The organism is Flagellimonas halotolerans (genome assembly GCF_035818535.1).
GTDB lineage: Bacteria > Bacteroidota > Bacteroidia > Flavobacteriales > Flavobacteriaceae > Flagellimonas > Flagellimonas halotolerans.
This window is the reverse complement of the sequence record NZ_JAYKYV010000008.1, coordinates 104,042-127,166: the sequence shown is the minus strand read 5'-3', so window position 1 is coordinate 127,166 and position 23,125 is coordinate 104,042. Positions and strand designations below refer to the sequence as shown.

Genomic DNA, 23,125 nt, shown 5'->3' with positions numbered 1-23,125 from the left:
TGACACATCTGATCTTCTTTTATTTTGAAGTACTAAAAGTACCCAACACCACCACCAAATACCATGACGAATGTCATTTTTAAGGGTTGATCATATTGTCTGTGTTTAAAAACAATAAAATCGCGACTCTTAATAAGTGCCGCCAACTAATGAAAGTATGTTGAGAAGACATACCAAGCTGCGCAAGGCATGGCAAGTGCATTAAAGAATTACACGCTGGATGATAAAAATAATATTGCCCCTAAGCAAGACCCTTAGGCTGGCTCACCGAACAAATCGTAATCCGATGCGTCCGTAATTTTGATGTTGACAAAGTCTCCGATTTTCACATAGTGTTTTGTAGCATCAATAAGCACTTCGTTGTCTACATCGGGGGAATCAAATTCCGTGCGGCCCACAAAATGGTTCCCTTCCTTTCTATCGATGATACAACGGAAGGTTTCCCCGATTTTCTCTTGGTTGAGTTCCCAAGAAATTTGGGACTGGATTTCCATGATAATATTGGCGCGCTCTTGTTTCACCTCTTCGGGAACATCGTCCTCCAAATTATAGGCATGGGTATTCTCCTCATGACTGTACGTGAAACAACCCAAACGTTCAAAGCGCATTTCTTGGACCCATTGTTTCAGGGTTTCAAAATCCTCTTTGGTTTCACCGGGGTAACCAACGATCAATGTGGTTCGGATAGCCATTTCGGGAACGGCTTCCCTAAAGTCTTTCAACAGCTTTGTGGTTTTGGTCTGGGTGGTACCACGTCGCATACTTTTAAGTATGGAATCCGAAATATGTTGAAGCGGTATATCGATGTAATTACAAATCTTGGGCTCGTTGCGCATCACTTCCAAAACATCCATGGGGAAACCTGTAGGAAATGCATAGTGCAAACGAATCCATTCAATCCCCTCGACTTTGGCCAATGCCTGAAGCAATTCTGCCAAGTTTCTTTTCTTATAAAGGTCAAGACCGTAATAGGTAAGGTCTTGTGCAATTAAAATGAGTTCTTTGACCCCATTGGCAGCCAACTTTTCAGCCTCGGCCACCAAATCTTCAATAGGTGTGCTCCTGTGCTTGCCTCTCATTAATGGAATCGCACAGAACGAACATGGTCTATCGCAACCTTCGGCAATTTTAAGATAGGCATAGTTTTTAGGTGTAGTGGTCAAACGCTCACCAATCAACTCGTGCTTGTAATCGGCACCAAGCGCTTTCAACAAATTGGGAAGGTCACTGGTCCCAAAATACTCATCCACATTGGGAATTTCTTTCTCCAAATCCGGTTTATAACGCTCGCTCAAGCAGCCGGTCACAAAAACCTTATCAACATCCCCAGCTTCTTTGCGCTGTACGTAGTCCAAAATGGTGTTGACACTTTCTTCCTTGGCATTCGCAATAAATCCGCAGGTATTGATCACCACAACATTGCCTTCCTCTTCGTGTGCCACATCTTTGTTGTTGGCACGCAATTGTCCCATCAACACTTCGGAGTCGTAGACATTTTTGCTACAACCCAAGGTCACTACATTGATTTTGTTCTTTTTGAGCGATTTTGTACGCATATTTCCTATAAATGGAGTGCAAAAATACAATAACGCAAAGCATTACAATCACTTTAGTGTATAATTTTAGCGGTAGTATATCTTGTAGTAATTAGGTAAAAGCAATACTAAGCTTGTTAATCCCGATAGTCTTCTGGCATTTTTCGGGCCTTGGTCAGCTCTTCAAAAGCTTTGCCTATTCGCAACAAATGGGCTTCGGAAAATGGTTTTCCGATAAAAGTCATGCTTTCAGGCTCGCCATCAGCTTTATACCCCATCGGAACGGTCAAAGCGGGATATTCTGCCACGGCAGCATAGCCTGCGTGGTAATTGTTGATACTCAACACGGCATCAAGCTGCTTTTCTTCCATTATTTTGAAGAACGCCCTACCTGATTCCCTCAAATCTTGCTTTATTTTTTCGAATTGTTCTGCCGTAGTTGAATCGGCCAAAATACCATCAAAACGTGCTTGCCCGTAGGGTATTCTAACCAAAGAATCTTGATTATTGAATGTGACCACATCTTCTACCGATGCCACTCTTACGGCGTCCCTATCTTTCACCTCTGCGTTTAAATAAGCAGGTAAATCCTCTTTCATATCCAAATTCAACAGCGTAGTGAAACCTTCCAAAGGAATACTTTCTGCTTCAAATGCAACTATTTGGGCACCAGCTTCTCGCAAAGCTTGCACATTGGCAGCATAAATGGAGTCCCCCTCCATGAAGCTTGTCATCACTCCAAGACGAATTTCATTGAGGGGCTCAGGGCTCATCCAAGCGGATAAAATGCCTGGTTTTTCCGTACTTACCGATTTATAATCGGCTTCGTCCTTGCCCAACATGGCATCCAAAAGGATGGCGTTATCGGTTACATTTTTGGTCATGGGACCTGGGGTGTCCAAGGTACTGGAGATAGGCACGATTCCCGTTCTGCTCAATAGACCTATGGTCGGCTTTAAACCAACCACGGAATTCTGACTGGATGGCGAAAGTATGCTCCCAGAAGTCTCGGTTCCCACCGCACCTACTGCATAATTGGCAGCGGTGGATGTTCCGCTGCCCGCACTGGAACCTCCAGTATCAAAAATCCTTCTTCCGTAGGGGTTCAAGGTTTGTCCACCAACCGCACTTTGACCATTGGGACAACCGTCACATAGAAAATTGGCCCATTCACTTAGGTTTACCTTGCCTAAAATAAGAGCGCCCTTTTGTTTTAAGCGCTTTACGATAAAAGCATCATCGGTCTGGTTTTCTTTGAGAACAATGGCACCTGCGGTGGTTTTCATTTCGGCTGTTCCGATATTATCCTTCAATAAAATGGGCATACCGTAAATGGGATGATGCGTCTCCTTGCTTTCATCCAATTGGCGGGCTTCTTCAAGGACATTTGGATTCAATGCAATTATGGTGTTTAAGGTGGTTTTGTTGGGCAGTTCGTAGGTATAAATTCGGTGCAGGTAGAACAACACCAAATCTTCGTAGGTGAACGTTCCTGCATCAATATGGTTTTGAATGGTTGGGATATCCTGTTCCAAAACCAAAGGTTTCATTTTTTCGTATTGCGCTTCGGTGAACCGGGACACTTCATCATACAGAGGCAAAAAAACCTCGTTCTTGTCTAACACTTTACTTTGGATGAATTTATAGCGCATCCTCTTGTTCTCGTGCTCTGCATTGGCAGCAACCTCAGCGGAATCGTTATAGGGTGTCCAAAGGACAACCTCTTCCTTGGGTTCCGCATTTTTATCTTTACAGGAAATGAATCCGATCAGTAAAAAGGCACATAGAAAATATCTGAACATGATTTTATATTTTGAAAAATGAATCGACAAATTCATATTTATTGAACACTTGAAGATCCTCGATCCCTTCACCTACACCAATATATTTTACGGGGATCTGAAATTGGTCGGAAATTCCGATGACAACCCCACCCTTTGCTGTTCCGTCCAACTTGGTTACGGCCAAACTGGTTACTTCGGTGGCCTTGGTAAATTGTTTGGCCTGTTCAAATGCGTTCTGTCCCGTAGATCCGTCCAGCACCAAAAGCACCTCGTGAGGCGCGTCGGGGACCACTTTTTGCATTACGCGCTTCACTTTGGAAAGCTCGTTCATTAGATTGACCTTGTTGTGCAGACGTCCTGCGGTATCCACCAAAACCACATCGGCATTTTCTGCCACCGCCGAACTCAAGGTATCAAATGCCACAGAGGCAGGGTCGCTGCCCATTTTTTGTTTTACAATAGGGACATCTACCCGTTTGGCCCAAACCTCCAATTGATCTATGGCGGCGGCTCGGAAGGTATCGGCTGCCCCCAGCACCACTTTCATTCCTTTATTTTTAAACTTATGGGCCAATTTACCAATGGTGGTTGTTTTACCCACACCGTTTACGCCAACAACCATAATTACATAGGGCTTTTTGTCTTGGGGCACGGTAATTTCGGTATCCTCGCCCGAATTGGTCTCAGAAAGCAAACCTGCTATTTCCTCACGTAAAATGGTATTGAGTTCATCGGTACCCATGTATTTGTCGCGGGACACACGTTGTTCGATTCGGTCTATTATTTTAAGCGTAGTATTTACGCCTACATCGGAAGTTACCAAAACCTCTTCCAGGTTATCCAATACTTCATCATCCACTTTGGATTTACCTGCAACGGCCTTGCCCAGTTTACCAAAAAAACTGGTTTTGGATTTTTCGAGCCCCTTGTCCAAGGTCTCTTTTTTATCCTTTGAAAATATATTTTTGAATAGACTCATCCTGTGTTCTTTGCTAATGGTCAAAGATAGGAAAGTAAGGGGAGTTTTGTTAATACAAAATTTGATCGGGACGGATTACCCTTATGGTTGTAGTAGAGGTTGGTAAAATACAAAATCAAGAAAATAAAAAAAGCCGCTAAAAAGCGGCTTCTATAGTGTGCAAGGAAGTTTTTCCTTATTTGCTGTTCAACCAGTCATTTACCATTTCTGGTGGCATTACAGACTCTACAAAAGTGTAAGCTCCAGTTTTTGGGGATTTTACCATTTTGATGGCCTTTGTCAATCTTTTGGATGATGACTGAAGCGTTGCTACTGTTTTCTTTGCCATGGTTTATATTTTTTTGCTCTTTACTTTGTAAAAAGCTATTACTTAATTTCTTTATGAACGGTCATACGCTTAAGGATAGGATTGTACTTTTTAATCTCCATCCTATCTGGCGTGTTTTTCTTGTTCTTTGTGGTAATATATCTAGAAGTACCTGGCATACCAGATTCTTTGTGTTCTGTACACTCTAAAATTACCTGAACCCTATTTCCTTTCTTTGCCATTGTATTGTACTTATAATGCTTTTACAACTTACTTTTTGGAATTGATTTCCTTCAAGACAGCAGAGATTCCTTTCTTGTTGATGATTTTCAACCCACGGGCAGAAACGTTCAAGGTTACCCAACGATCTTCCTCCGGAATATAAAATCTCTTCTTGGAGATATTCGCATCGAACCTCCTTTTGGTCTTATTGATAGAAAAGGAAACGTTGTTTCCAAACATCACCTTTTTTCCTGTTACTTCACAAACTTTAGACATCTCCCTAACTATTTGAGTGATTTTATTGAGGCTGCAAATTTATACCATTTTAATGGGACGTACAAAAATCTTTTTCAGAAATTTAAAATTTCTTTGTACAAGAGCTCAAAAGCCTTGTTTACAGACTTTTTGACGACCCTTTCCCTGTGCTTGCCCATCACAAATTTTTGGGCAAAAGTAGCCTTTGGTGTGCTTATTCCTATGTAAACGGTTCCAACATCGGCATCGGAATCACCTTTGGTGGGCCCTGCGTTGCCCGTAGTGGCAATCGCAAAATCGGTTTCCAGCTTTTTCTTCACATTATTGGCCATGGCCATGGCCACTTCTTCGCTGACCACGGAATGTTTATCTATAAGTTCTTGTGGCACTTCCAACAATCTTACTTTCATCTCGGTGGCATAGCACACTATACTTCCCTTAAAATAATTGGATGCTCCCGGAACTGCGGTAATTCTTTCTGCAATACTGCCGCCCGTAAAACTTTCGGCCGTGGACAATGTCATTTTTTTATTGGTCAACAAAGTACCGATTTGTTTCTCCACTCGTCCATCTTCCTCCTCCTCACCATAAATGATATCACCGATCAAAGGATACAACTTTTTGACCTGTTCCTCTATGCCGGCCATTAAGGCTTCTTTATCCGCTCCTTTGGCAGAAAGCCGCAACCTTACGCTCCCAAGATTAGGCAAGTAGGCAAACTTTATAAAAGATGGCAGGTCATTCTCCCAATCCTCCAGTTTTTCCGCCACGGCACTCTCTCCCATACCATAGGTCATAATGGTTTTATGAACAATATGGGGACGTTCGTATGCTTCAACAATTTTGGGCAATACGGATTTGGTGATGAGATTTCTCATCTCATAAGGTACACCTGGAAGTGAAACAAAGGCGGTCTTCCCTTTTTTTATCCACAAGCCAGGAGCGGTACCAAATTCGTTGTGCAGCACCGTAGCCTTGGATGGAACCATGGCTTGCTCCCTGTTCAAATCCGAAATTGGGGTTGTAATATATTTTTTGAAAAGCTCTTCAATGTGAGACAAGACTGAATCGTCCCGAACCAGTTCATCATCAAAGAATTCACAAAGGGTATGCTTGGTGACATCATCCTTTGTGGGCCCCAAACCACCCGTAATGATGACCACCGAAGAGCGCTCTCCTGCTTCTTTTAAAGATTTGAGTATATGTTCCCTATCGTCCTGTACGGAAGTAATTTGATAGACCGAGACTCCAATTTTGTTGAGTTCTTTGGATATGAACGCTGAATTGGAATCTACAATCTGGCCAATGAGAATTTCATCCCCAATGGTAATTATTTCGGCTTGCATCTATAAATTGAAGTCGTTTTTTAGTTCGGTGACCACTTGGAGCACATCCTTTTTAAGGATGGGGAATTTTTCCTCAATCTCCTCCATACTGCCTGCTGTTTTGCCTAAGGTTTCTATTTCGAGCGCCTTGGCCCTTGTTTGCTCCATGCCCAAAATATCCACATTGGGCTTAATTTTGTGCGCTAGCTTGTATATGTTTTCGTAGTCCTTACAGCCGATTGCCTTTTCAAGGCTTTCCAAATCTTCCGGGACTTCTTCCAAAAACACAGAAATTACGGAGGTAATGAAATCCTCATCACCTTCGGCCATTTCATTTATTTTATCGAGATTGTAAATCATTATCTTACATTAATATCAAACAGTTGCTCTCCTTCCAATGTACCGACAAGGTAGTCATTTGGGCTTACTTTACCAACACCGGCAGGTGTACCCGTAAAGATAATATCGCCCTTTTTCAGCATAAAATACGTAGATACATACGCTATAATTTCATCTATTTTCCACAGCATTAAAGAGGTATTCCCTTCTTGCATTTTTTCCCCATTTTTTGACAATGTAAAATTTAGATTGTCCAAATTTTTAAATTTACTTTTGGACAACCACTTGCCCACCACGGCCGCTCCATCAAATCCTTTGGCCTTTTCCCAGGGCAATCCTTTGGATTTTAATTTGGATTGAAGGTCTCTTGCCGTAAAATCTATTCCCAGACCAACTTCATCATAATATTTATGGGCAAATTCTTTGGAAACATGTTTTCCCACTTTTTTGATTTTCACCAAGACCTCTACTTCATAATGTACATCTTGAGAAAATTCGGGGATATAAAAATCTTGCTCTTTGGGCAAAATAGCAGAATCGGGCTTTATAAAAACCACAGGTTCATCCGGACGCTCGTTGTTCAATTCATCAATATGATCAACGTAATTACGTCCTATACAAATCAGCTTCATAATCTGTTATGGGGGTTAACGCTTCTTATCTTAAAATTTATTGTTGAGCTTGCTCAACTTTATTTGGGTAAGTACTTTTTTGGTGTACAGCGGGAAGTCGGCGTTCAAAATCCAACCAAAATATCCTGGTTCTTTTTCCATGACCTCATCCACCGTTTTTCCTTTGTGCTTTCCGAAGGAAAAAATAGGGTTGTCATTTTCGTCCACACCGATAAAACCTGCAAAATCAAGATTTTGCTTTCGGGTAGTGAACTCCGATAGTTTTTTAACATCGTTTTCCAGTTCAGGGTATCTTTCCAACTGTGCGAGTAAAACTTCATAAGTGGCCATAGTATCGGCTTCGGCACTGTGAGCGTCGTCCAAATTCTTATCACAATAGAATTTGTAAGCTGCCTCCAAAGTTCGTTTTTCCATTTTATGGAAAATGGTCTGCACATCTACGGAGACCATACTCTTCATATCAAAATCCACATCGGCCCGGAGCATTTCTTCCGCCAACAAGGGAATATCGAACCTGTCGGAATTGAAACCTGCCAAATCACTATCACGGATCATGGCATAAATGTCTTTGGACAACTGCTTAAAAGTGGGCTCGTTGGCCACTTTTTCATTGGAAATTCCATGAATGGCCTCAGATTCTGCCGGAATCGGCATTTCCGGGTTCACCAACCATGTCTTACTTTCCTTGTTTCCATTGGGAAAAACCTTTAGGATGGATATTTCAACTATCCTGTCTTTTGCAACGTTGGTTCCCGTGGTCTCCAAATCAAAAAAGCAGATAGGTTTAGTCAATTGTAATTGCATGTGGGACTTTTTAAATAAAATTCACTGGGCTTCTAAATTAAGAATAGTGAAAAGAATATGAACGGTTTTGCGTTATATTTCCCTGTTTATGTCCCAAGCTTCCAAATAATCGGCTACGGCTTTTACAAACATACCCCCCAAGGCACCATTTACAACACGGTGGTCGTAACTGTGCGATAGATACATTTTACTGCGGATTCCGATATATTCGCCTTGATCGGTTTCGATGACCGATGGCATCTTTCTGATGGCGCCCAAAGCAAGGATTCCCACTTGTGGTTGATTGATGATGGGCGTTCCGAAAACACTTCCGAAGGAACCGACATTGGTTACCGTGTAGGTGCCATCTTTTACCTCATCGGGCTTCAACTGATTATTTCTAGCTCTACTGGCAAGATCGTTCACGGTTTTGGCCATGCCTACCAAGTTCAATTGATCGGCATTTTTGATTACCGGAACAATCAAATTGCCATCGGGCAGGGCCGCTGCCATACCTAAATTGATGTTTTTCTTTTTAATGACCTTGTCCCCATCCAACGATATGTTCATCATTGGATATTTTTTCAAGGCCATGGCCACGGCTTCCATAAATATGGGCGTAAAGGTCAGTTTTTCCCCTTCGCGTTCTTGGAAAGCATTTTTTACCTTGTTTCTCCAGTTCACCACATTGGTCACATCCACTTCCACAAAACTTTGTACGTGTGCCGAGGTGGATACACTCTCGACCATGTGATGGGCGATCAGTTTGCCCATTCGGGTGAGCGGAATTACCTCATCTCCTGCACCTACTTGAACTTTGGATTCTTTTGGTTTGTCCGCGACCGTTTCTTTTGGCGCTATGGGCGTTGCCGCTTTTTCAGTCTTGACTTCTTGCTGTGGTGTTGCTTCTACTTTGGTTTCGTTTCCATTGGAACGGTTTTCCAAATAGGCCATAATATCGTTCTTGGTGACCCTGCCTTCTTTTCCCGTTCCAACAATGGCCTCCAATTCGTCCATGGAAACATTTTCTTCCTTGGCAATATTCTTCACCAAAGGTGAATAGAATCGTTCCGAATTTGAAAAATCGGGTGCTGGGGAGGAAACAGATTCTTTCACCCCTGCCATTTGGGCTTCCAATTCCCTTGCTGGCACTTCTGCTGGTTCCTCTACCACCATTTCGTCATCGGTACTGTCATCCGCTACATGGTCAGCTTCACCTTCTATTTGGATTACGGCGACCACTTCACCAACTTTTATGACATCATCTACTTCGAACCGCTTTTCCAACAACACGCCATCCACTTCACTGGGAACTTCGGAATCCACTTTATCGGTGGCAATTTCAAAGATGGCCTCGTCCATCTCAATGGTATCGCCCACTTCCTTCAACCAGTTGGTCAAGGTAGCTTCTGCGACACTTTCTCCCATTTGCGGTAATTTCAATTCAAATTTTGACATATTCGTATTTATCAAAGTGATTTTGATTTGTATTTTACAAAAATACTAAAGAAATCGACTTATTTTTGACTTATGTTTATTTAATTCGCTTTGATCGAGCTTTCAAAAGGCACCCTATTGATGATGCTTCTTCCCAAAGTTATCTCGTCTGCATATTCCAATTCATCCCCGACCGAGATACCTCTGGCAATCGTGGAAGTTGTAACTTCCAGTCCGTCCAATTGTTTATAAATATAAAAATTAGTGGTGTCGCCCTCCATGGTTGAACTCAGGGCCAATATCAATTCTTTTACAACTCCATTCTTCACCTTATTCACCAACGATGCTATGGTAAGGTCTTGTGGCCCCATACCTTCCATGGGAGATATTTTACCCCCCAGCACATGGTACAACCCATTGTACTGCGATGTATTCTCAATGGCCATTACATCCCTGATATCTTCCACCACACAGACTATGGTTTCGTCCCGTTTGGGATTGGCGCAGATTTCGCACACTTCGGTATCGGAAATATTGTGACAGTTTTTACAAAAATTGACCTCGTTCTTCAATTTTAGCAAGGCATGTGCCAACAGTTCGGTTCTTTCTTCGGGCTGTTTTAGCAGGTGCAATACCAACCGTAATGCTGTTCGCTTACCGATTCCCGGCAATTGCGACATTTCGTAAACTGCATTTTCCAATAGCTTCGATGAAAATTCCATAGCATCAATTCTATTACAAAATTACGATTTTACCTTTACCAATTTACTTTCGTATTTTGCAAATCAAATTGCAAATATGACAGCCACACAAATTCTGTTGCTTATAGGTGCCTATTTCATGGTGCTCATCCTTATTTCTTACTTTACTGGTAAAAACGATTCCAACGCCGATTTTTTTAAGGCCGGCAAGCAATCCCCATGGTATGTTGTTGCCTTTGGAATGGTAGGTGCCTCGCTATCGGGTGTAACTTTTATATCGGTTCCTGGATGGGTGGGAGATAGCCAATTGACCTATATGCAGGTGGTTCTTGGGTATCTTTTTGGCTATTTTGTAGTGGCATTTGTATTGTTGCCCCTGTATTACAAACTGAACCTCACCTCTATTTACGAGTATTTGCTTGATCGTTTTGGAAAAGTAAGCCACCGTACCGGGGCGTTTTTCTTTTTTATATCCCGGGTTTTGGGTGCCGCTTTCAGATTGTATTTGGTCGCCATCGTTTTACAGCAATTTGTTTTTGATGACCTTGGGGTTCGTTTTGAGTTTACGGTGGTCATTTCCATTGTATTGATTTGGCTCTACACGAACAAAGGGGGAATAAAAACCATTGTTTGGACCGATACCCTGCAGACACTTTTTATGATTTTGGCCGTAATCCTTTCCATTGTAATGATAAACAAGGAATTGGGATGGAGTTTTGGAGAGTTCTTGGCTTCGGAAGAATTAAAGAATTACAATGACTTTTTAATAACGGATAGTTTTTTGAACAAAAGTTATTTTATTAAATCCTTTATAGGTGGAATGTTCGTGACTATTTGCATGACGGGCCTAGATCAGGATATGATGCAAAAGAACCTGACCTGCAAATCCTTGAAAGATGCCCAAAAGAACATGGTCTCTTTCAGTTTTGTACTGGTAGGTGTCACATTTTTATTCATGCTTTTGGGCGCCTTGCTTTTTATCTATGCAAAAAGGGAGGGCATTGGCATTCCGTTGATGGACGGCGCCCCTAAAACCGACTTGTTATTCCCTGAAATTGCCCTAAATGGAGGTTTGGGGTTGGCTTTGGCCATTACTTTTATGCTTGGGTTGATCGCTGCCGCTTATAGTAGTGCCGACAGTGCGCTTACTTCCCTGACCACATCTTTTTGTGTGGACTTTTTAAATGTTGAAGAAAAAGAGGACAAAGAGCAAAAGCGCATAAGAAAACGCACCCATATTGTAATGAGCATAGTGTTGGTGATTGTTATTATCGCCTTTAAGTACATTCTTAGCAGCAATGTTATTGATAGTCTGCTCACTGTGGCCGGTTATACCTACGGCCCTTTATTGGGTCTTTTTGCCTTTGGCATCTTAACCAAGCATAAGATCAAGGATAGTTATGTTTGGATAGTTGCACTAGCTTCGGTGGTCACCATAGTTTTGGTTGCCAGTGTACCTGCAGATTATTTGGGAGGGTATCAGGTCGGCTATGAATTGTTACCACTCAACGGTTTATTGACATTTATTGGTCTTTGGCTGATCAGGACCAAGAAATCCAAGCCAAAAACTAGTATTGCCCAGTAGCCAACAACACCAAAGTACAGGCCACCTCCACCTTAATCCCTTCGTTTTCAAGGATTTTGTAGAACTCAGGGTTTTCGGTACCCGGATTAAAAATCACCCGTTTGGGTTTTAAATCCACGATTTGTTGATAATATTCCTTTTGGTTTTTGGGGCTTAAATATAAAGTTACGGTATCAATATTTTGAAAATCAACCAAGTTGTCTTTAATTTGCACCCCAGATACAGTTCCCCCACGTATCCCAAATGCGGTTGTTTCAACATTGTTGTCAACCAGCCTACGAATTGCTGTGTTGCTGTATCTTCCCGGGTTTGTAGAAGCCCCTACGACAAGTGTTTTTGACATTTGTTAATTTTTGTGTTAAACTTTAATATAGACTGTAACTTTTAAAAGGAAAACTCGTCTATTATTCATATATTATATTGTCATTGGTAAGACTGTATTTTTATAGTTAATGGTTAGTGTTTAGTATAGCTTATCAATGTATAACCCCGGTATTTTGCCGGGGTTTCTTCTTTTATAGACTTGCCGCAATTGCCCATCCAATCCAGAATACCTTACAAAAATGGGCAAAGCCATCATATTTTATGTTAAGGAATGTTAAAATAATTTTCTTCTGTAACATTCTCCAGTATCGGGCGTCTTAAAGGTAACATCAATCAATCGAATCATCAATCAAAAAACGAACAACTCATGAGACATGTGAGCATTCTTTTTGCACTTTTGCTGTGCATTGCATCCCCATTTTATTCTTTTGGAAACGATTCCGATACGGCTTTAGGCTCTGTTAACGGAACAGTCGTGGACAACACCAGCAAACAACCTGTTGCATACGCGGCGGTCGTCATCAAATCCGAAGATGGGTCAACGACCATAACTGGCGGTATTACTACCGAAGATGGAAGCTTCGAAATTGAAAAACTGCCCGATGGCACCTTTCTTTTTGAAGTACAGTTTATCGGCTACAAGACCTACTCCCAAAAACTGGTGATAGCCAAAGGGAAACGGAACCTGAACTTGGGAACCGTAACCTTGGAGGAAGAGACCAAGGAACTGGAAGGCGTTGAGGTAGTGGCCGAACGAACCACCATAGAACAACGTGTGGACAGAAAGGTAATCAATGTAGGGAAAGACCTTACGACCGCAGGTGCTTCGGCATCGGACATTATGAACAACATTCCATCCGTTAATGTGGATTCCCAAACAGGCGATATTACCCTTCGTGGAAATTCCAATGTGCGGGTCATGGTCGATGGAAAATTGTCCAACGTGCCCGTTGCACAATTGCTCAAGCAAATTCCGTCCACATCCATAAAATCCATAGAACTGATCACCAACCCGTCTGCCAAGTACAATCCCGAAGGGATGAGCGGCATCATCAATATTGTTTTGCACAAAAATGCAAACATTGGCTTCAACGGAAACGTGAACATGGGCCTTACCAAAGGTATCGAGGCCAAATTCAATAGCTCTATCGACTTGAACTACCGTAATGGCAAATTCAACTTTTATGGAAATTACGGGAACAATATCGGTAAATGGGTCAACGATGGAAGCATTCTCCGCATCGGGGAAAACTCACGCCAAAAGTTTGATTTCTTCAATAACAACAAATCCCATCTCTATAAAGTGGGGGTCGATTTCTATTTGAATGACAAAAACACCATATCCTTCTTTACCAATCAAAATATTTATGAAGGAGAAGGTGATGGCAAAACCGAAGTCTCGTATTTCAACAATCCATCCAGAAATGTGACCCAATTGTTCTTTGACGACTCCAACAACCGGAGCGAGCAATACAATTTTGACTATAAACTGGACTTTGACAAGGAAGGGCACAACATAGAGCTGGAAGTGGACCACAACCAGTTTGAAAGCGAACAAGATGCCGATTTTAGCTCCACTGGAGCATCTACCTATCCGGATTATATGGATTTTGTGGATACCGAACGCACCCAAACTACGGCCAATTTAGATTACGTGAATCCGCTGGACAGTATTTCCAAGTTGGAAGTGGGATTGCAATCCAGAAATTTTGAGACCAAGGTGGATTATTCGTCCACTGGCCAAACTTTTAATTCCGAAGGAAACTTGGTACCAACGCCATCCACAAAATTTGTATATGATATGGATATCTATTCCGCCTACGCCACTTTTGGACAGTCCTACGAGAAATGGTCCTACCAAATGGGTGTTCGGGTAGAAGATGTGCAGGTAAAAGCGGATACCAATGCGGTACGTTCCTTTACCGACAAGTATACCGAAATATATCCATCCGCTTTTGTTACCTACAAACCCAACGAAAAAGATCAGGTACAAATTAGTTATAGCAGACGTGTGGACAGACCGGGGCTGCAACAAGTAAACCCAATCCGAGAGTTTGCCACCCCTTTGATATCTTCCTTTGGTAACCCAAATTTGGTTCCCCAGTTTACAAGCTCCTATGAAGCCAATTACACCAAAAGAATCAAAAACGGTAGTGTTACGGGCGGTGTTTTTTTCAGAAGCATTTCAGACGAAATCAACAGGGCGATTTATATAGACCGCTTGGATTTGAACAAGACCATTCTCACTTTTGACAACTTTGATAAAACCTCTGCCTACGGGGTAGAGCTATCCACTAACTACAAGCCCATTAAATGGTGGAACATTAACGGCAGTTTCGACCTTTTTTCGCAGACGCAAAGAGGTATTACGGAAACGTTGAACTCTACGGATCCCAACCCAAGCGAGGACGATATTGTTGAAGAAAGAGTGGAGGTCGATAACACGGCCTGGAACCTTAGAATGAACAATAGCTTCACCGTGACCAAAAAATTGACGTTGCAAGCCTTTGGCTTTTACCGTGGACGAAACAAAAGCATACAGTTTGATGCCCAACCCATGTATTTTGTGAATTTGGGCGCGCGCTACAGCTTTGCCGAGGGCAATGGGACCCTTAGCTTAAACTATAACGATATTTTCAACACCATGCGCTTCGCCTTTGAAGGTGATTACCCCTATGCACAAGAAGGTGCCTTTAACTGGGAAAGCAATAATGTGTACGTTGGTCTATCCTACCGATTTGGAAGTGGAAAAAATAGCGCCAAAAAACGCAAAAGAAGAGATAGCAACACCAAACAAAATGGTGGTGGAATTTTATAAAATGTATTGATGCCTCATATTGAGTGTTGGTTGGTTATCTTGTGGGGGCATTAATCAAAAACCCCGATCCTAAAGGATCGGGGTTTTATTTTATTCTTACTTTTATTGTGACGATATTGGCTACCACCGAATGATTACACTGCCCCAAGTAAATCCACTGCCAAAAGCAGCAAGCACCACTAAATCACCTTGTTTGATTTTACCTGCTTCCCATGCCTCTGTTAAAGCAATCGGAATGGATGCGGCCGTGGTGTTTCCGTATTTCATGATGTTATTGAAGACTTGGTCGTCCTTCAACCCAAATTTCTTTTGGATGAATTGTGAAATCCGCAAGTTGGCCTGATGCGGAATCAGCATATCAATATCCTGAGGGCCCAGATTGTTTTTTTGTAAACCCTCCATAATCACTTCGCTAAAACGAACCACCGCATTTTTAAACACAAATTGCCCGTTCATATAAGGGTAATACGAAGTATCTTCAGGGTCTGCATCTGCAATAATATCGTTCACCCATCTTTTGCCCATTCCGGGCGCAATCAAGGAAAGTTCTTCGGCATGTTGCCCTTCGGAATGTAAATGGGTGGAAAGAATCCCTTTAGAAGCATCTTCTTCTTGGGTTAACACGGCAGCTCCTGCACCATCCCCAAAAATTACGGATACGCCCCTACCCCTTGTTGTCATGTCCAAACCATGGGAATGTAGTTCGGAACCGATAACTAGCACATTTTTGTACATGCCACTTTTTATGTATTGATCAGCAACGGAGATTCCGTAGACAAAACCAGAACATTGGTTTCGAACATCGAGTGCCCCTATAGTTCTTTTTAATCCCAAATCGCGTTGTACCAAAACCCCGGGGCCAGGAAAGTAATAATCGGGGCTTAATGTAGCAAAAACGATAAAATCAATATCGTCTTTATCAATACCTGCACGTTCAATTGCTTTTTTGGCCGCTTTTACCCCCATGGATGTGGTGGTATCGGTCCCTTTTACAACATGTCGCCTTTCCTTTATACCGGTCCGTTCTTGAATCCATTCGTCATTCGTGTCCATCACTTTGGACAAATCGTCGTTAGTGACCACATTTTCAGGGACGTAAAATCCCAATCCTGATATTCTTGAGTTATACATTATAAAGTGCTTAATATTGAATCTTTAAAAAGTCCTAGGCTAATTAATGGAAAAGTAAAAAATATATCCCAAGAACCGGATATTTATTAAGGAAATTAGTCCATATACTTTTCAAAATGGTTCACTTCTACCTTGGCTCTTAAATCGTGCAACAAATTATAAAGTCCAAAAAATGTGCGATTTATATACAAAAAGTGTTTAGAACCGCGATTTCCGTTCATTTTTCGAATTTGTTCATCTTTGGAGTAGCGCTCGCTGAGATTCGCAATCTTGGCCCAAAAAACTTTATCGCCAAAGTCAAATGTTTCCTTGTGAAAGGGTGAAGTGAAAATCGTGAGCATTTCCCTGAACAGGGCCGTAAAAAATTGCAGTTCTTCTTCGGAATCGGTGGGTGTCAGGATTTCCAATTCGTACAGTTTCTCCATGAAGATTTTATCGTTATTGATATTTTCTTCCTTGGCCAACTCAAAATAGGGCACGTAAAACTCTTCCGGTATTTCTTTGATGCACCCAAAGTCAATTGCAATCAATTTGCCCTCCGAACTCACCAAAAAGTTTCCCGGATGTGGGTCGGCATGTACCCTCCTTAATTTATGAATTTGGAACATGTAAAAATCCCAAAGCGCCTGCCCTAATTGGTTGCCCAAATCAGCATCGAAATCGGTTTGGGTAAATTCCCCCAAATGGATTCCCTCCATCCAATCCATGGTCAAGATGCGCTCACTGGATAGCTCTCGGTAGTATTTTGGAAACTGCATGTTCGGAATAACAGTGCAAGCGGTGGTAATTTCATCACTTTGCTCCAGTTCCAAAATATAGTTGGTCTCCTCCACTAATTTGTGCTCTACTTCCTTGAAGTATTTTTCGGAATCCTTGCCTTTTAAATTGAACATTTTTATGGCCACTGGCTTTACCAGGGCCAAATCACTGCTAATGCTTTCGGCAACTCCTGGATATTGAATCTTAACGGCCAGTTTTTTACCATCCTTTTCGGCACGATGCACCTGTCCAATGCTAGCTGCATTAACGGAATCCTTTTCAAACTCATCAAAAACATCCTCTGGATACTTCCCCAAATACTTTTTGAAAGTTTTACGAACCAAGGGAGCGGACAATGGTGGCACGGAAAATTGGGACAGGGAGAATTTTTCCACATAGGCACGGGGAAGCAAGTTCTTTTCCATACTGAGCATTTGCGCCACCTTTAGGGCACTGCCCTTTAAACTCTTTAGGCCATCATAAATATCCTCCGCATTGTCTTGATTCAGTGTATCTCGGTTGGTCTGTGGGTCAACCAGTTTTTTGCCGTAGTATTTCACATAATTGCCGCCTATCTTAACGCCAGTTTTAACGAGTTTTCCAGCCCGTTCTATTTTTCCAGTGGGAATGGTATCCAAACTTTTCATGGGCCTTATACGAATTTTTCCTTGTAGAGGAATTTTCCAAAGTCCACTATTTTTTCCAATGGTGTACTTTCAAATATTTGAAAAATGGTGGTCACGGACTTTTCGATGGCGATATCTGTTTTTTCCAGGCCAGGGGAACCGTCTTCCATCCAGAATTTTAAAATGAACAAAAACTGCAACCAAGCACCTTCCGAGAACAACGGTGCATTATATTTAAGGATTTTGAGGTTTTTTTCCTCGTTTCGCTCTTCAATGAGCGTGGATGCAAAATCCTTGAACTTTTTCCGCACCCCCTTTAATTGGCCCAATCCTTCCAAGGAATATTTATGCTCCTTCATTATAAATAGCACATAACTCCTGTTTAAGGTCAGGTTCTCAAAAAATGTGTAGAAAAAAGTAAGCATCTTCTCCTCATTTGTCATGGAAGCATATTGTTCGTTCTTCTGCATTACCCCATAACTATTCTCAAAGAATTTGTTCCAAATGGATTGCTGAAGCGATTCAAACGAGCCAAACAATCCATAAAACTCCTCTTCTTTTATTTTATGCTCCTTACAAAATTTGAATACCGAGCTGGGTACCCTTTCATGTTCCAGTACAGATTCCATAAACAGGCCTATAATTTTATCATCGGTAATCTTGGATTTACTAGTATTTGCCATTTTGGTATTTTTTTATGAGAGTTTAAAGGGTGGCGAGGTGGCACAATCAAACTTTTAAAGAAAATGCACTTTCGAGCGAAAGTGCATTTTCACAACCTAACCAATAAATAAACAAACTTGTTATAGTGTTACTAGTTCATAGCAATTTCATCCTATAACACTGTAAATATACATATTTTGTTTAATCTTTTTTAAATAAAAATAAACAAAGTTATGTTAAAATTCACCTGTTGACATTATGATAGTTAAATGTCAGTTTGTCATATTTAACGTTCTGGTATTTTTTTTGACTGGAAAAGGGGGTAAAGAAGAATAAAAAAACAAAACGATGGCTACAGGTAAAATCAATGTTTCAGTAGAGAACATTTTTCCCTTGATTAAAAAATTTCTGTATAGTGACCATGAGATTTTCTTGAGGGAGCTTATTTCGAATGCTACGGATGCAACCTTGAAACTAAAGCACCTTACTTCCATTGGGGAAGCGAAAGTGGAATATGGCAATCCCATGATCGAGGTTAAGGTGGACAAGGACAACAAACGCATCCATATTATAGACCAAGGTATTGGTATGACCGAGGAGGAAGTGAAAAAGTACATTAACGAAGTGGCTTTTTCGGGTGCCGAGGAATTTTTGGACAAATACAAGGATGCCGGTAAAGATGCCGGTATCATCGGGCATTTTGGTCTTGGTTTCTATTCTGCCTTTATGGTTGCAGAGAAAGTGGAAATCATCACAAAAAGCCATAAAGAAGAACCGGCAGTGCACTGGAGTTGCGACGGTTCTCCAGAATTTTCCATAGAACCGAGCGACAAAACGGAAAGGGGAACGGAAATTATCCTCCACATAGCTGAGGATTCCACCGAGTTTTTGGAAGATGCGAGAATCCGTGAACTTTTGACCAAGTACAACAAGTTCATGCCCATTCCAATCAAATTTGGAACAAAAACGGAAACCCTTCCTAAACCAGAAAGCGCCAAGGAAGACGAACCTGCACCTACCAAAGAGGTGGACGACATCATCAACAACCCCGAGCCAGCTTGGACCAAGCAACCTACGGATTTAAGCGAGGAAGACTACAAAAGCTTCTACAGGGAGTTGTACCCCATGCAATTCGAGGAACCCTTGTTCCATATTCACTTGAACGTGGATTATCCGTTCAACTTAACGGGCATCTTATATTTCCCAAAGTTGACCAACGACCTTAGTATACAAAAGGATAAAATCCAGTTGTACCAGAACCAAGTGTTCGTTACCGATAATGTAGAAGGCATTGTTCCCGAATTCTTGACGATGTTGAAAGGGGTTATTGATTCACCCGACATTCCTTTGAATGTATCCAGGTCCTATCTGCAAGCTGATGGTGCAGTGAAGAAAATTTCTTCCTACATCACCAGAAAAGTTGCGGATAAACTGACTTCGCTCTTTAAAAACAACCGCGAGGATTTTGAACAGAAGTGGAACGACATTAAAGTGGTCATCGAATACGGAATGCTTTCCGAAGATAAATTCTTTGACAAGGCGGACAAATTCGCACTTTACCCATCGGTTGATGGAGACTTCTACACGTTCGAAGAACTGGAAGCCAAAATCAAGGACAACCAGACCGATAAGGATGACAAATTGGTGGTGTTGTATGCTTCGGACAAAGAGGCACAACACAGCTACATTGAAGCCGCTAAGAAAAAAGGGTATGAAGTACTCTTATTGGATTCCCCCATTGTACCGCACTTGATGCAAAAATTGGAAACTTCCAAAGAAAACCTATCGTTTGTTCGAGTGGATGCCGACCATGTGGACAACCTCATCAAAAAAGAGGATACGGCCATTTCAAAACTATCCGAAGAAGAAAAAGACAGCCTAAAGGCTGATTTGGAAAAAGTAATTTCCGATAAGGGATACACTATTCAGATGGAGGCCATGGAGAGCAGTGCTTCTCCGTTCATAATTACCGAGCCCGAATTTATGCGCCGTATGAAGGAAATGCAACAAACCGGTGGCGGTGGTATGTTCGGTATGGGCAATATGCCGGATATGTACAACCTTATCGTAAACACCAATCACGAATTGGTCAGCGAGATCTTGAATACCAAGACCGCAAAGAAACGGGAAAGGTTGATCAACCAATCCTTGGATTTGGCCCGCCTGTCCAAAGGTTTGTTGAAAGGCGAAGAGCTTACCAATTTTATTGCGAGAAGCTACGATATGATCAAGTAAGGTCATTCAAAATAAATTTTAGGTAAAGGCAGTCCATTATGGTCTGCCTTTCTTATTTTTAGCCTTATGGAAACTCCTTGGCACCTTTACCTAATGGCCGGAATGTATATGGTTGCAGGTTTAATGCATTTTATAAAACCAAAAATGTACATGCGCACTATGCCGCTGTACCTGCCCAACCATAAACTTTTGGTATATATAAGTGGCATTGCTGAAATCCTGTTGGGCATTGGAATATGCTTTGAAGCTACCCGAAAACTGAGCGTATTTGGAATAATTTTGATGCTGGCAGCGTTTCTGTCCGTACATTTTTATATGCTTTCCAGTGAAAAAGCATCAGCAGGTATTCCCAAATGGATTTTGATTCTTCGAATTCCTCTTCAATTCTTTTTGATGTATTGGGCGTATTACTACGTCAATATCTAAAAGGCAGTTCGGTTCAAGTACTTTTTTAACCAAGTTACTTGGGCAAAAAACATAAGGCCCAAAAATAGAAAACCATACACCATTACTTTGGAAGAGGTGTAATTTTCCATCCACCCCCAACTATTTTTAAACCATGCTTCCATCTGAAGGTTCTTGAACCACCCTTGGCTATCATCAAGGCCAAACCGCATCCCTACTAAAACCAACATGGCAACAAAGGCAGCAAATACAAGCGACAAAACCCTGCCCGACAATATGGGCTTGTATTGAAAAACCTCGTTGTTCGTTTCAGCTTCTAATTTTTGCAGCACATTTTGGGTAAAATCCAAGGAAGGGGTTTCCAATGGAGCATCTTCCATGATCTTGTCCACAAAAGTTTCCAATTTTTTGGCCTCGTTCTTATCCATTGCTCTCCAATATTTCTTTGTTCATATTTTTTTCCATAATCCCGGCCAATTTTTTTCTTGCCCTGAACAACCTAACCTTCAATGTATTCACGGAAAGATTGGTTGTCTGCCCTATTTCCTGCAAATTCTTTTCCTCAAAATAAAACAAGGTAAGGATTCCTGCATCTTCCGCCGATAATTGTGATAGGCATTGACCAATTATTTCGCTTCTTTCCTGTCTGACCATTTTGTCCAGAGCAGTATCCATTTCCGAATGGGCAACTTGCTCGATATGGTCCAAATCGGTATGAACCCTCTTCCTTTTTATTTTTTTTAACCTGTCCAAACAGCTGTTGTAGGCGATTCTATAGACCCACGTTGAAACTTTGGAATCCCCTTTAAAGCTGGGCAGGGACTTATATACATTAATAAATACATCTTGCGCAACCTCTTCTGCCTCCTCCCTGTTGCCCAACATTCTTACGGACAAAGTAAAGACCAAATCCTTATAACTGTCCACAAAATCGGAGAATGCCCGGGTATTTCCCTTGCGTATTTCCGAAATCAGTTCCTTTTCCTTGTTGGTCAGCATTGCTCATTGGACGCTAAAAGTGCAGTTTAGGTTACACAAAAAATAATATTTTTAAATTATGTAACCTAAGTTAGAAAACTGTCGTCATAGGTTATGAATAAAAAAATACGAATAATCATTAAAACGAACAGTTATGGGATCAGAAGTAATTATTTTACCAATAATTTTTGGAGTCATCTTTGCGATTGCCTACCTCTATTTTTCAACAAGAAACAAAGAACGATTGGCTTTAATAGAAAAAGGAGCGGATGCTAGCATTTTTGTCCGGGGAAAACGGGAAGGTGCAGCACCTTTCTGGAAAATCATCATCCTTAACCTTTCTCTACTACTTATCGGTATTGGAGCAGCCATTTTTGTAGCCTCCATTTTGGTATACAGTTTAGGGGTTGATGATGAAGTAGCCTACCCGGGCACTATCTTCTTATTGGCGGGTGTTGGACTCATGGTAGGTTTTAACATGACCAAGAAATTGGAAAAAGAGGATTAAAGAATTTAGTAGATTCCCGTTTTCACGGAATGACAGTTTCTATGGAAACCCCGATGCATGCATGTGCGGAATTCTTTTCGATTAAACCCCTTAACATCAAATTTAAATGAAGGACCACCGCCACAAGCGGTGGTTTTTATAACTTGCCATCATGAAAGTTATCTCTACAAACCTCGGTGAACCCACAAAAATTATTTGGAACGGTAAAGAGACCACAACGGGTATTTACAAATTCCCAGTTAAAGAGCCGCTCTTTTTGGATACGGAAGATGTGCATGGCGATACCGTTGCAGACCGAAAGTACCATGGTGGTATTTATAAAGCCTGTTATTTGTTTTCTGCCGGCAACTATCCCTATTGGAAAGCAAAATATCCCCATTTGGAATGGGATTGGGGCATGTTCGGAGAAAATTTGACTCTTGACAGCTTGAATGAATCTCAAATACGGATAGGCAGTATTTATAAACTAGGCTCTGCACTGGTCCAGATAACACAACCAAGGGAGCCTTGCTATAAACTGGGCATTAGATTTAAGGACCAAAATATACTGAAGCAATTTATAGACCATGGCTTTCCCGGAACCTATGTTCGTGTTTTTCAACCGGGTACAGTACGTGTTGGTGATTCCATGCAACTGGTAGAAGCGTCCAAAAACCCTTTGACCGTTCAGGAATTCTATACGTTGATTTTTTCCAAAGCAAAAGACCAGGATGTTTTGGAACTGGCCATAAAAAATGAAGCCCTCCCGCCCAACAAAAGAGAAAAACTTAAAAAATGGGCATAAAAAAAGGGGG

24 protein-coding genes are annotated in these 23,125 nt (G+C 41.5%); 6 read left to right on the top strand and 18 right to left on the bottom strand.

The features are described from left to right. Nucleotides 1-254: 254 nt before the first annotated feature. From rimO to recR, 12 genes are all read right to left on the bottom strand, one after another. The gene (rimO, locus tag VM932_RS11280; RefSeq protein WP_326278884.1) at nucleotides 255-1,556 is read right to left on the bottom strand and encodes a 30S ribosomal protein S12 methylthiotransferase RimO; all 1,302 of its coding nucleotides are present in this window, start codon (nucleotides 1,554-1,556) and stop codon (nucleotides 255-257) included. Nucleotides 1,557-1,672: 116 nt separating this feature from the next. Beyond that, nucleotides 1,673-3,337, bottom strand: a complete 1,665-nt coding sequence (locus tag VM932_RS11275; protein ID WP_326278883.1) for an amidase family protein — start codon at nucleotides 3,335-3,337, stop codon at nucleotides 1,673-1,675. Nucleotides 3,338-3,341: 4 nt separating this feature from the next. After that, nucleotides 3,342-4,298: a signal recognition particle-docking protein FtsY gene (gene ftsY / locus VM932_RS11270; protein ID WP_326278882.1), complete on the bottom strand. Its 957-nt coding sequence runs from the start codon at nucleotides 4,296-4,298 to the stop codon at nucleotides 3,342-3,344. 175 nt (nucleotides 4,299-4,473) lie between these two features. Beyond that, nucleotides 4,474-4,626 (bottom strand): DUF4295 domain-containing protein, encoded by a 153-nt coding sequence (locus VM932_RS11265; protein WP_014033527.1) that lies wholly within the window; start codon nucleotides 4,624-4,626, stop codon nucleotides 4,474-4,476. A 38-nt stretch (nucleotides 4,627-4,664) separates the two neighbouring features. Next, nucleotides 4,665-4,847 (bottom strand): 50S ribosomal protein L33, encoded by a 183-nt coding sequence (gene rpmG, locus VM932_RS11260; protein ID WP_100817574.1) that lies wholly within the window; start codon nucleotides 4,845-4,847, stop codon nucleotides 4,665-4,667. Between the two features lie 28 nt (nucleotides 4,848-4,875). Next, nucleotides 4,876-5,103, bottom strand: a complete 228-nt coding sequence (gene rpmB / locus VM932_RS11255) for a 50S ribosomal protein L28 (protein WP_100817573.1) — start codon at nucleotides 5,101-5,103, stop codon at nucleotides 4,876-4,878. Between the two features lie 74 nt (nucleotides 5,104-5,177). Next, nucleotides 5,178-6,428, bottom strand: a complete 1,251-nt coding sequence (locus VM932_RS11250; RefSeq protein WP_326278881.1) for a competence/damage-inducible protein A — start codon at nucleotides 6,426-6,428, stop codon at nucleotides 5,178-5,180. Then, on the bottom strand, nucleotides 6,429-6,767 hold the full coding sequence (locus VM932_RS11245; protein ID WP_326278880.1) for an Hpt domain-containing protein: 339 nt from the start codon (nucleotides 6,765-6,767) through the stop codon (nucleotides 6,429-6,431). Beyond that, nucleotides 6,767-7,378, bottom strand: a complete 612-nt coding sequence (locus VM932_RS11240; protein ID WP_326278879.1) for a fumarylacetoacetate hydrolase family protein — start codon at nucleotides 7,376-7,378, stop codon at nucleotides 6,767-6,769. The genes VM932_RS11245 and VM932_RS11240 overlap by 1 nt, the downstream gene beginning before the upstream one ends. A gap of 30 nt (nucleotides 7,379-7,408) precedes the next feature. After that, on the bottom strand, nucleotides 7,409-8,182 hold the full coding sequence (locus VM932_RS11235; protein WP_326278878.1) for a 3'-5' exonuclease: 774 nt from the start codon (nucleotides 8,180-8,182) through the stop codon (nucleotides 7,409-7,411). A gap of 72 nt (nucleotides 8,183-8,254) precedes the next feature. Beyond that, nucleotides 8,255-9,619, bottom strand: coding sequence for a dihydrolipoamide acetyltransferase family protein (locus VM932_RS11230; protein ID WP_326278877.1), 1,365 nt, complete (start codon nucleotides 9,617-9,619; stop codon nucleotides 8,255-8,257). Between the two features lie 80 nt (nucleotides 9,620-9,699). After that, complete coding sequence (gene recR / locus VM932_RS11225; protein WP_326278876.1) at nucleotides 9,700-10,320, bottom strand: recombination mediator RecR; 621 nt, start codon at nucleotides 10,318-10,320, stop codon at nucleotides 9,700-9,702. Between the two features lie 76 nt (nucleotides 10,321-10,396). Here recR and VM932_RS11220 point away from each other — a divergent pair, with 76 nt between their 5' ends. Beyond that, nucleotides 10,397-11,884 carry a sodium:solute symporter gene (locus tag VM932_RS11220; protein WP_326278875.1) on the top strand — a complete coding sequence of 496 codons (1,488 nt, stop codon included), beginning with the start codon at nucleotides 10,397-10,399 and terminating at the stop codon, nucleotides 11,882-11,884. Here VM932_RS11220 and VM932_RS11215 read toward each other — a convergent pair. After that, nucleotides 11,868-12,227, bottom strand: a complete 360-nt coding sequence (locus tag VM932_RS11215; RefSeq protein ID WP_326278874.1) for a CoA-binding protein — start codon at nucleotides 12,225-12,227, stop codon at nucleotides 11,868-11,870. The two genes, VM932_RS11220 and VM932_RS11215, sit on opposite strands and share 17 nt — an antisense overlap. Before the next feature lie 348 nt (nucleotides 12,228-12,575). Between VM932_RS11215 and VM932_RS11210 the strand changes: the two genes are divergently transcribed. After that, nucleotides 12,576-15,026 carry a TonB-dependent receptor gene (locus VM932_RS11210; RefSeq protein WP_326278873.1) on the top strand — a complete coding sequence of 817 codons (2,451 nt, stop codon included), beginning with the start codon at nucleotides 12,576-12,578 and terminating at the stop codon, nucleotides 15,024-15,026. 120 nt (nucleotides 15,027-15,146) lie between these two features. Here VM932_RS11210 and VM932_RS11205 read toward each other — a convergent pair whose 3' ends face one another. The 3 genes from VM932_RS11205 to VM932_RS11195 form a co-directional block, all read right to left on the bottom strand. Continuing rightward, complete coding sequence (locus VM932_RS11205) at nucleotides 15,147-16,157, bottom strand: 3-oxoacyl-ACP synthase III family protein (RefSeq protein ID WP_326278872.1); 1,011 nt, start codon at nucleotides 16,155-16,157, stop codon at nucleotides 15,147-15,149. Nucleotides 16,158-16,252: 95 nt separating this feature from the next. Then, on the bottom strand, nucleotides 16,253-17,563 hold the full coding sequence (locus VM932_RS11200) for an ABC1 kinase family protein (protein WP_326278871.1): 1,311 nt from the start codon (nucleotides 17,561-17,563) through the stop codon (nucleotides 16,253-16,255). A gap of 5 nt (nucleotides 17,564-17,568) precedes the next feature. After that, nucleotides 17,569-18,225 carry a TetR family transcriptional regulator C-terminal domain-containing protein gene (locus tag VM932_RS11195; protein ID WP_326278870.1) on the bottom strand — a complete coding sequence of 219 codons (657 nt, stop codon included), beginning with the start codon at nucleotides 18,223-18,225 and terminating at the stop codon, nucleotides 17,569-17,571. A 328-nt stretch (nucleotides 18,226-18,553) separates the two neighbouring features. On the opposite strand from VM932_RS11195, the gene htpG reads away from it, so the two are divergent. Together htpG and VM932_RS11185 are read left to right on the top strand one after the other, a co-directional pair. Next, nucleotides 18,554-20,440: a molecular chaperone HtpG gene (gene htpG, locus VM932_RS11190; protein ID WP_326278869.1), complete on the top strand. Its 1,887-nt coding sequence runs from the start codon at nucleotides 18,554-18,556 to the stop codon at nucleotides 20,438-20,440. A 66-nt stretch (nucleotides 20,441-20,506) separates the two neighbouring features. Next, entirely contained in the window at nucleotides 20,507-20,866 is a 360-nt protein-coding gene (locus VM932_RS11185) for a DoxX family protein (RefSeq protein ID WP_326278868.1), read from the top strand. On the opposite strand, the gene VM932_RS11180 is transcribed toward VM932_RS11185, so the two are convergent. Then, nucleotides 20,863-21,273, bottom strand: coding sequence for a hypothetical protein (locus VM932_RS11180; RefSeq protein ID WP_326278867.1), 411 nt, complete (start codon nucleotides 21,271-21,273; stop codon nucleotides 20,863-20,865). The two genes, VM932_RS11185 and VM932_RS11180, sit on opposite strands and share 4 nt — an antisense overlap. Continuing rightward, complete coding sequence (locus VM932_RS11175; protein WP_326278866.1) at nucleotides 21,266-21,844, bottom strand: RNA polymerase sigma factor; 579 nt, start codon at nucleotides 21,842-21,844, stop codon at nucleotides 21,266-21,268. The genes VM932_RS11180 and VM932_RS11175 overlap by 8 nt, the downstream gene beginning before the upstream one ends. 133 nt (nucleotides 21,845-21,977) lie before the next feature. On the opposite strand from VM932_RS11175, the gene VM932_RS11170 reads away from it, so the two are divergent. Both VM932_RS11170 and VM932_RS11165 read left to right on the top strand, forming a co-directional pair. Further along, entirely contained in the window at nucleotides 21,978-22,331 is a 354-nt protein-coding gene (locus VM932_RS11170) for a DUF6249 domain-containing protein (RefSeq protein ID WP_014033507.1), read from the top strand. A gap of 151 nt (nucleotides 22,332-22,482) precedes the next feature. Next, entirely contained in the window at nucleotides 22,483-23,115 is a 633-nt protein-coding gene (locus VM932_RS11165) for an MOSC domain-containing protein (protein ID WP_326278865.1), read from the top strand. Nucleotides 23,116-23,125: the final 10 nt, after the last annotated feature.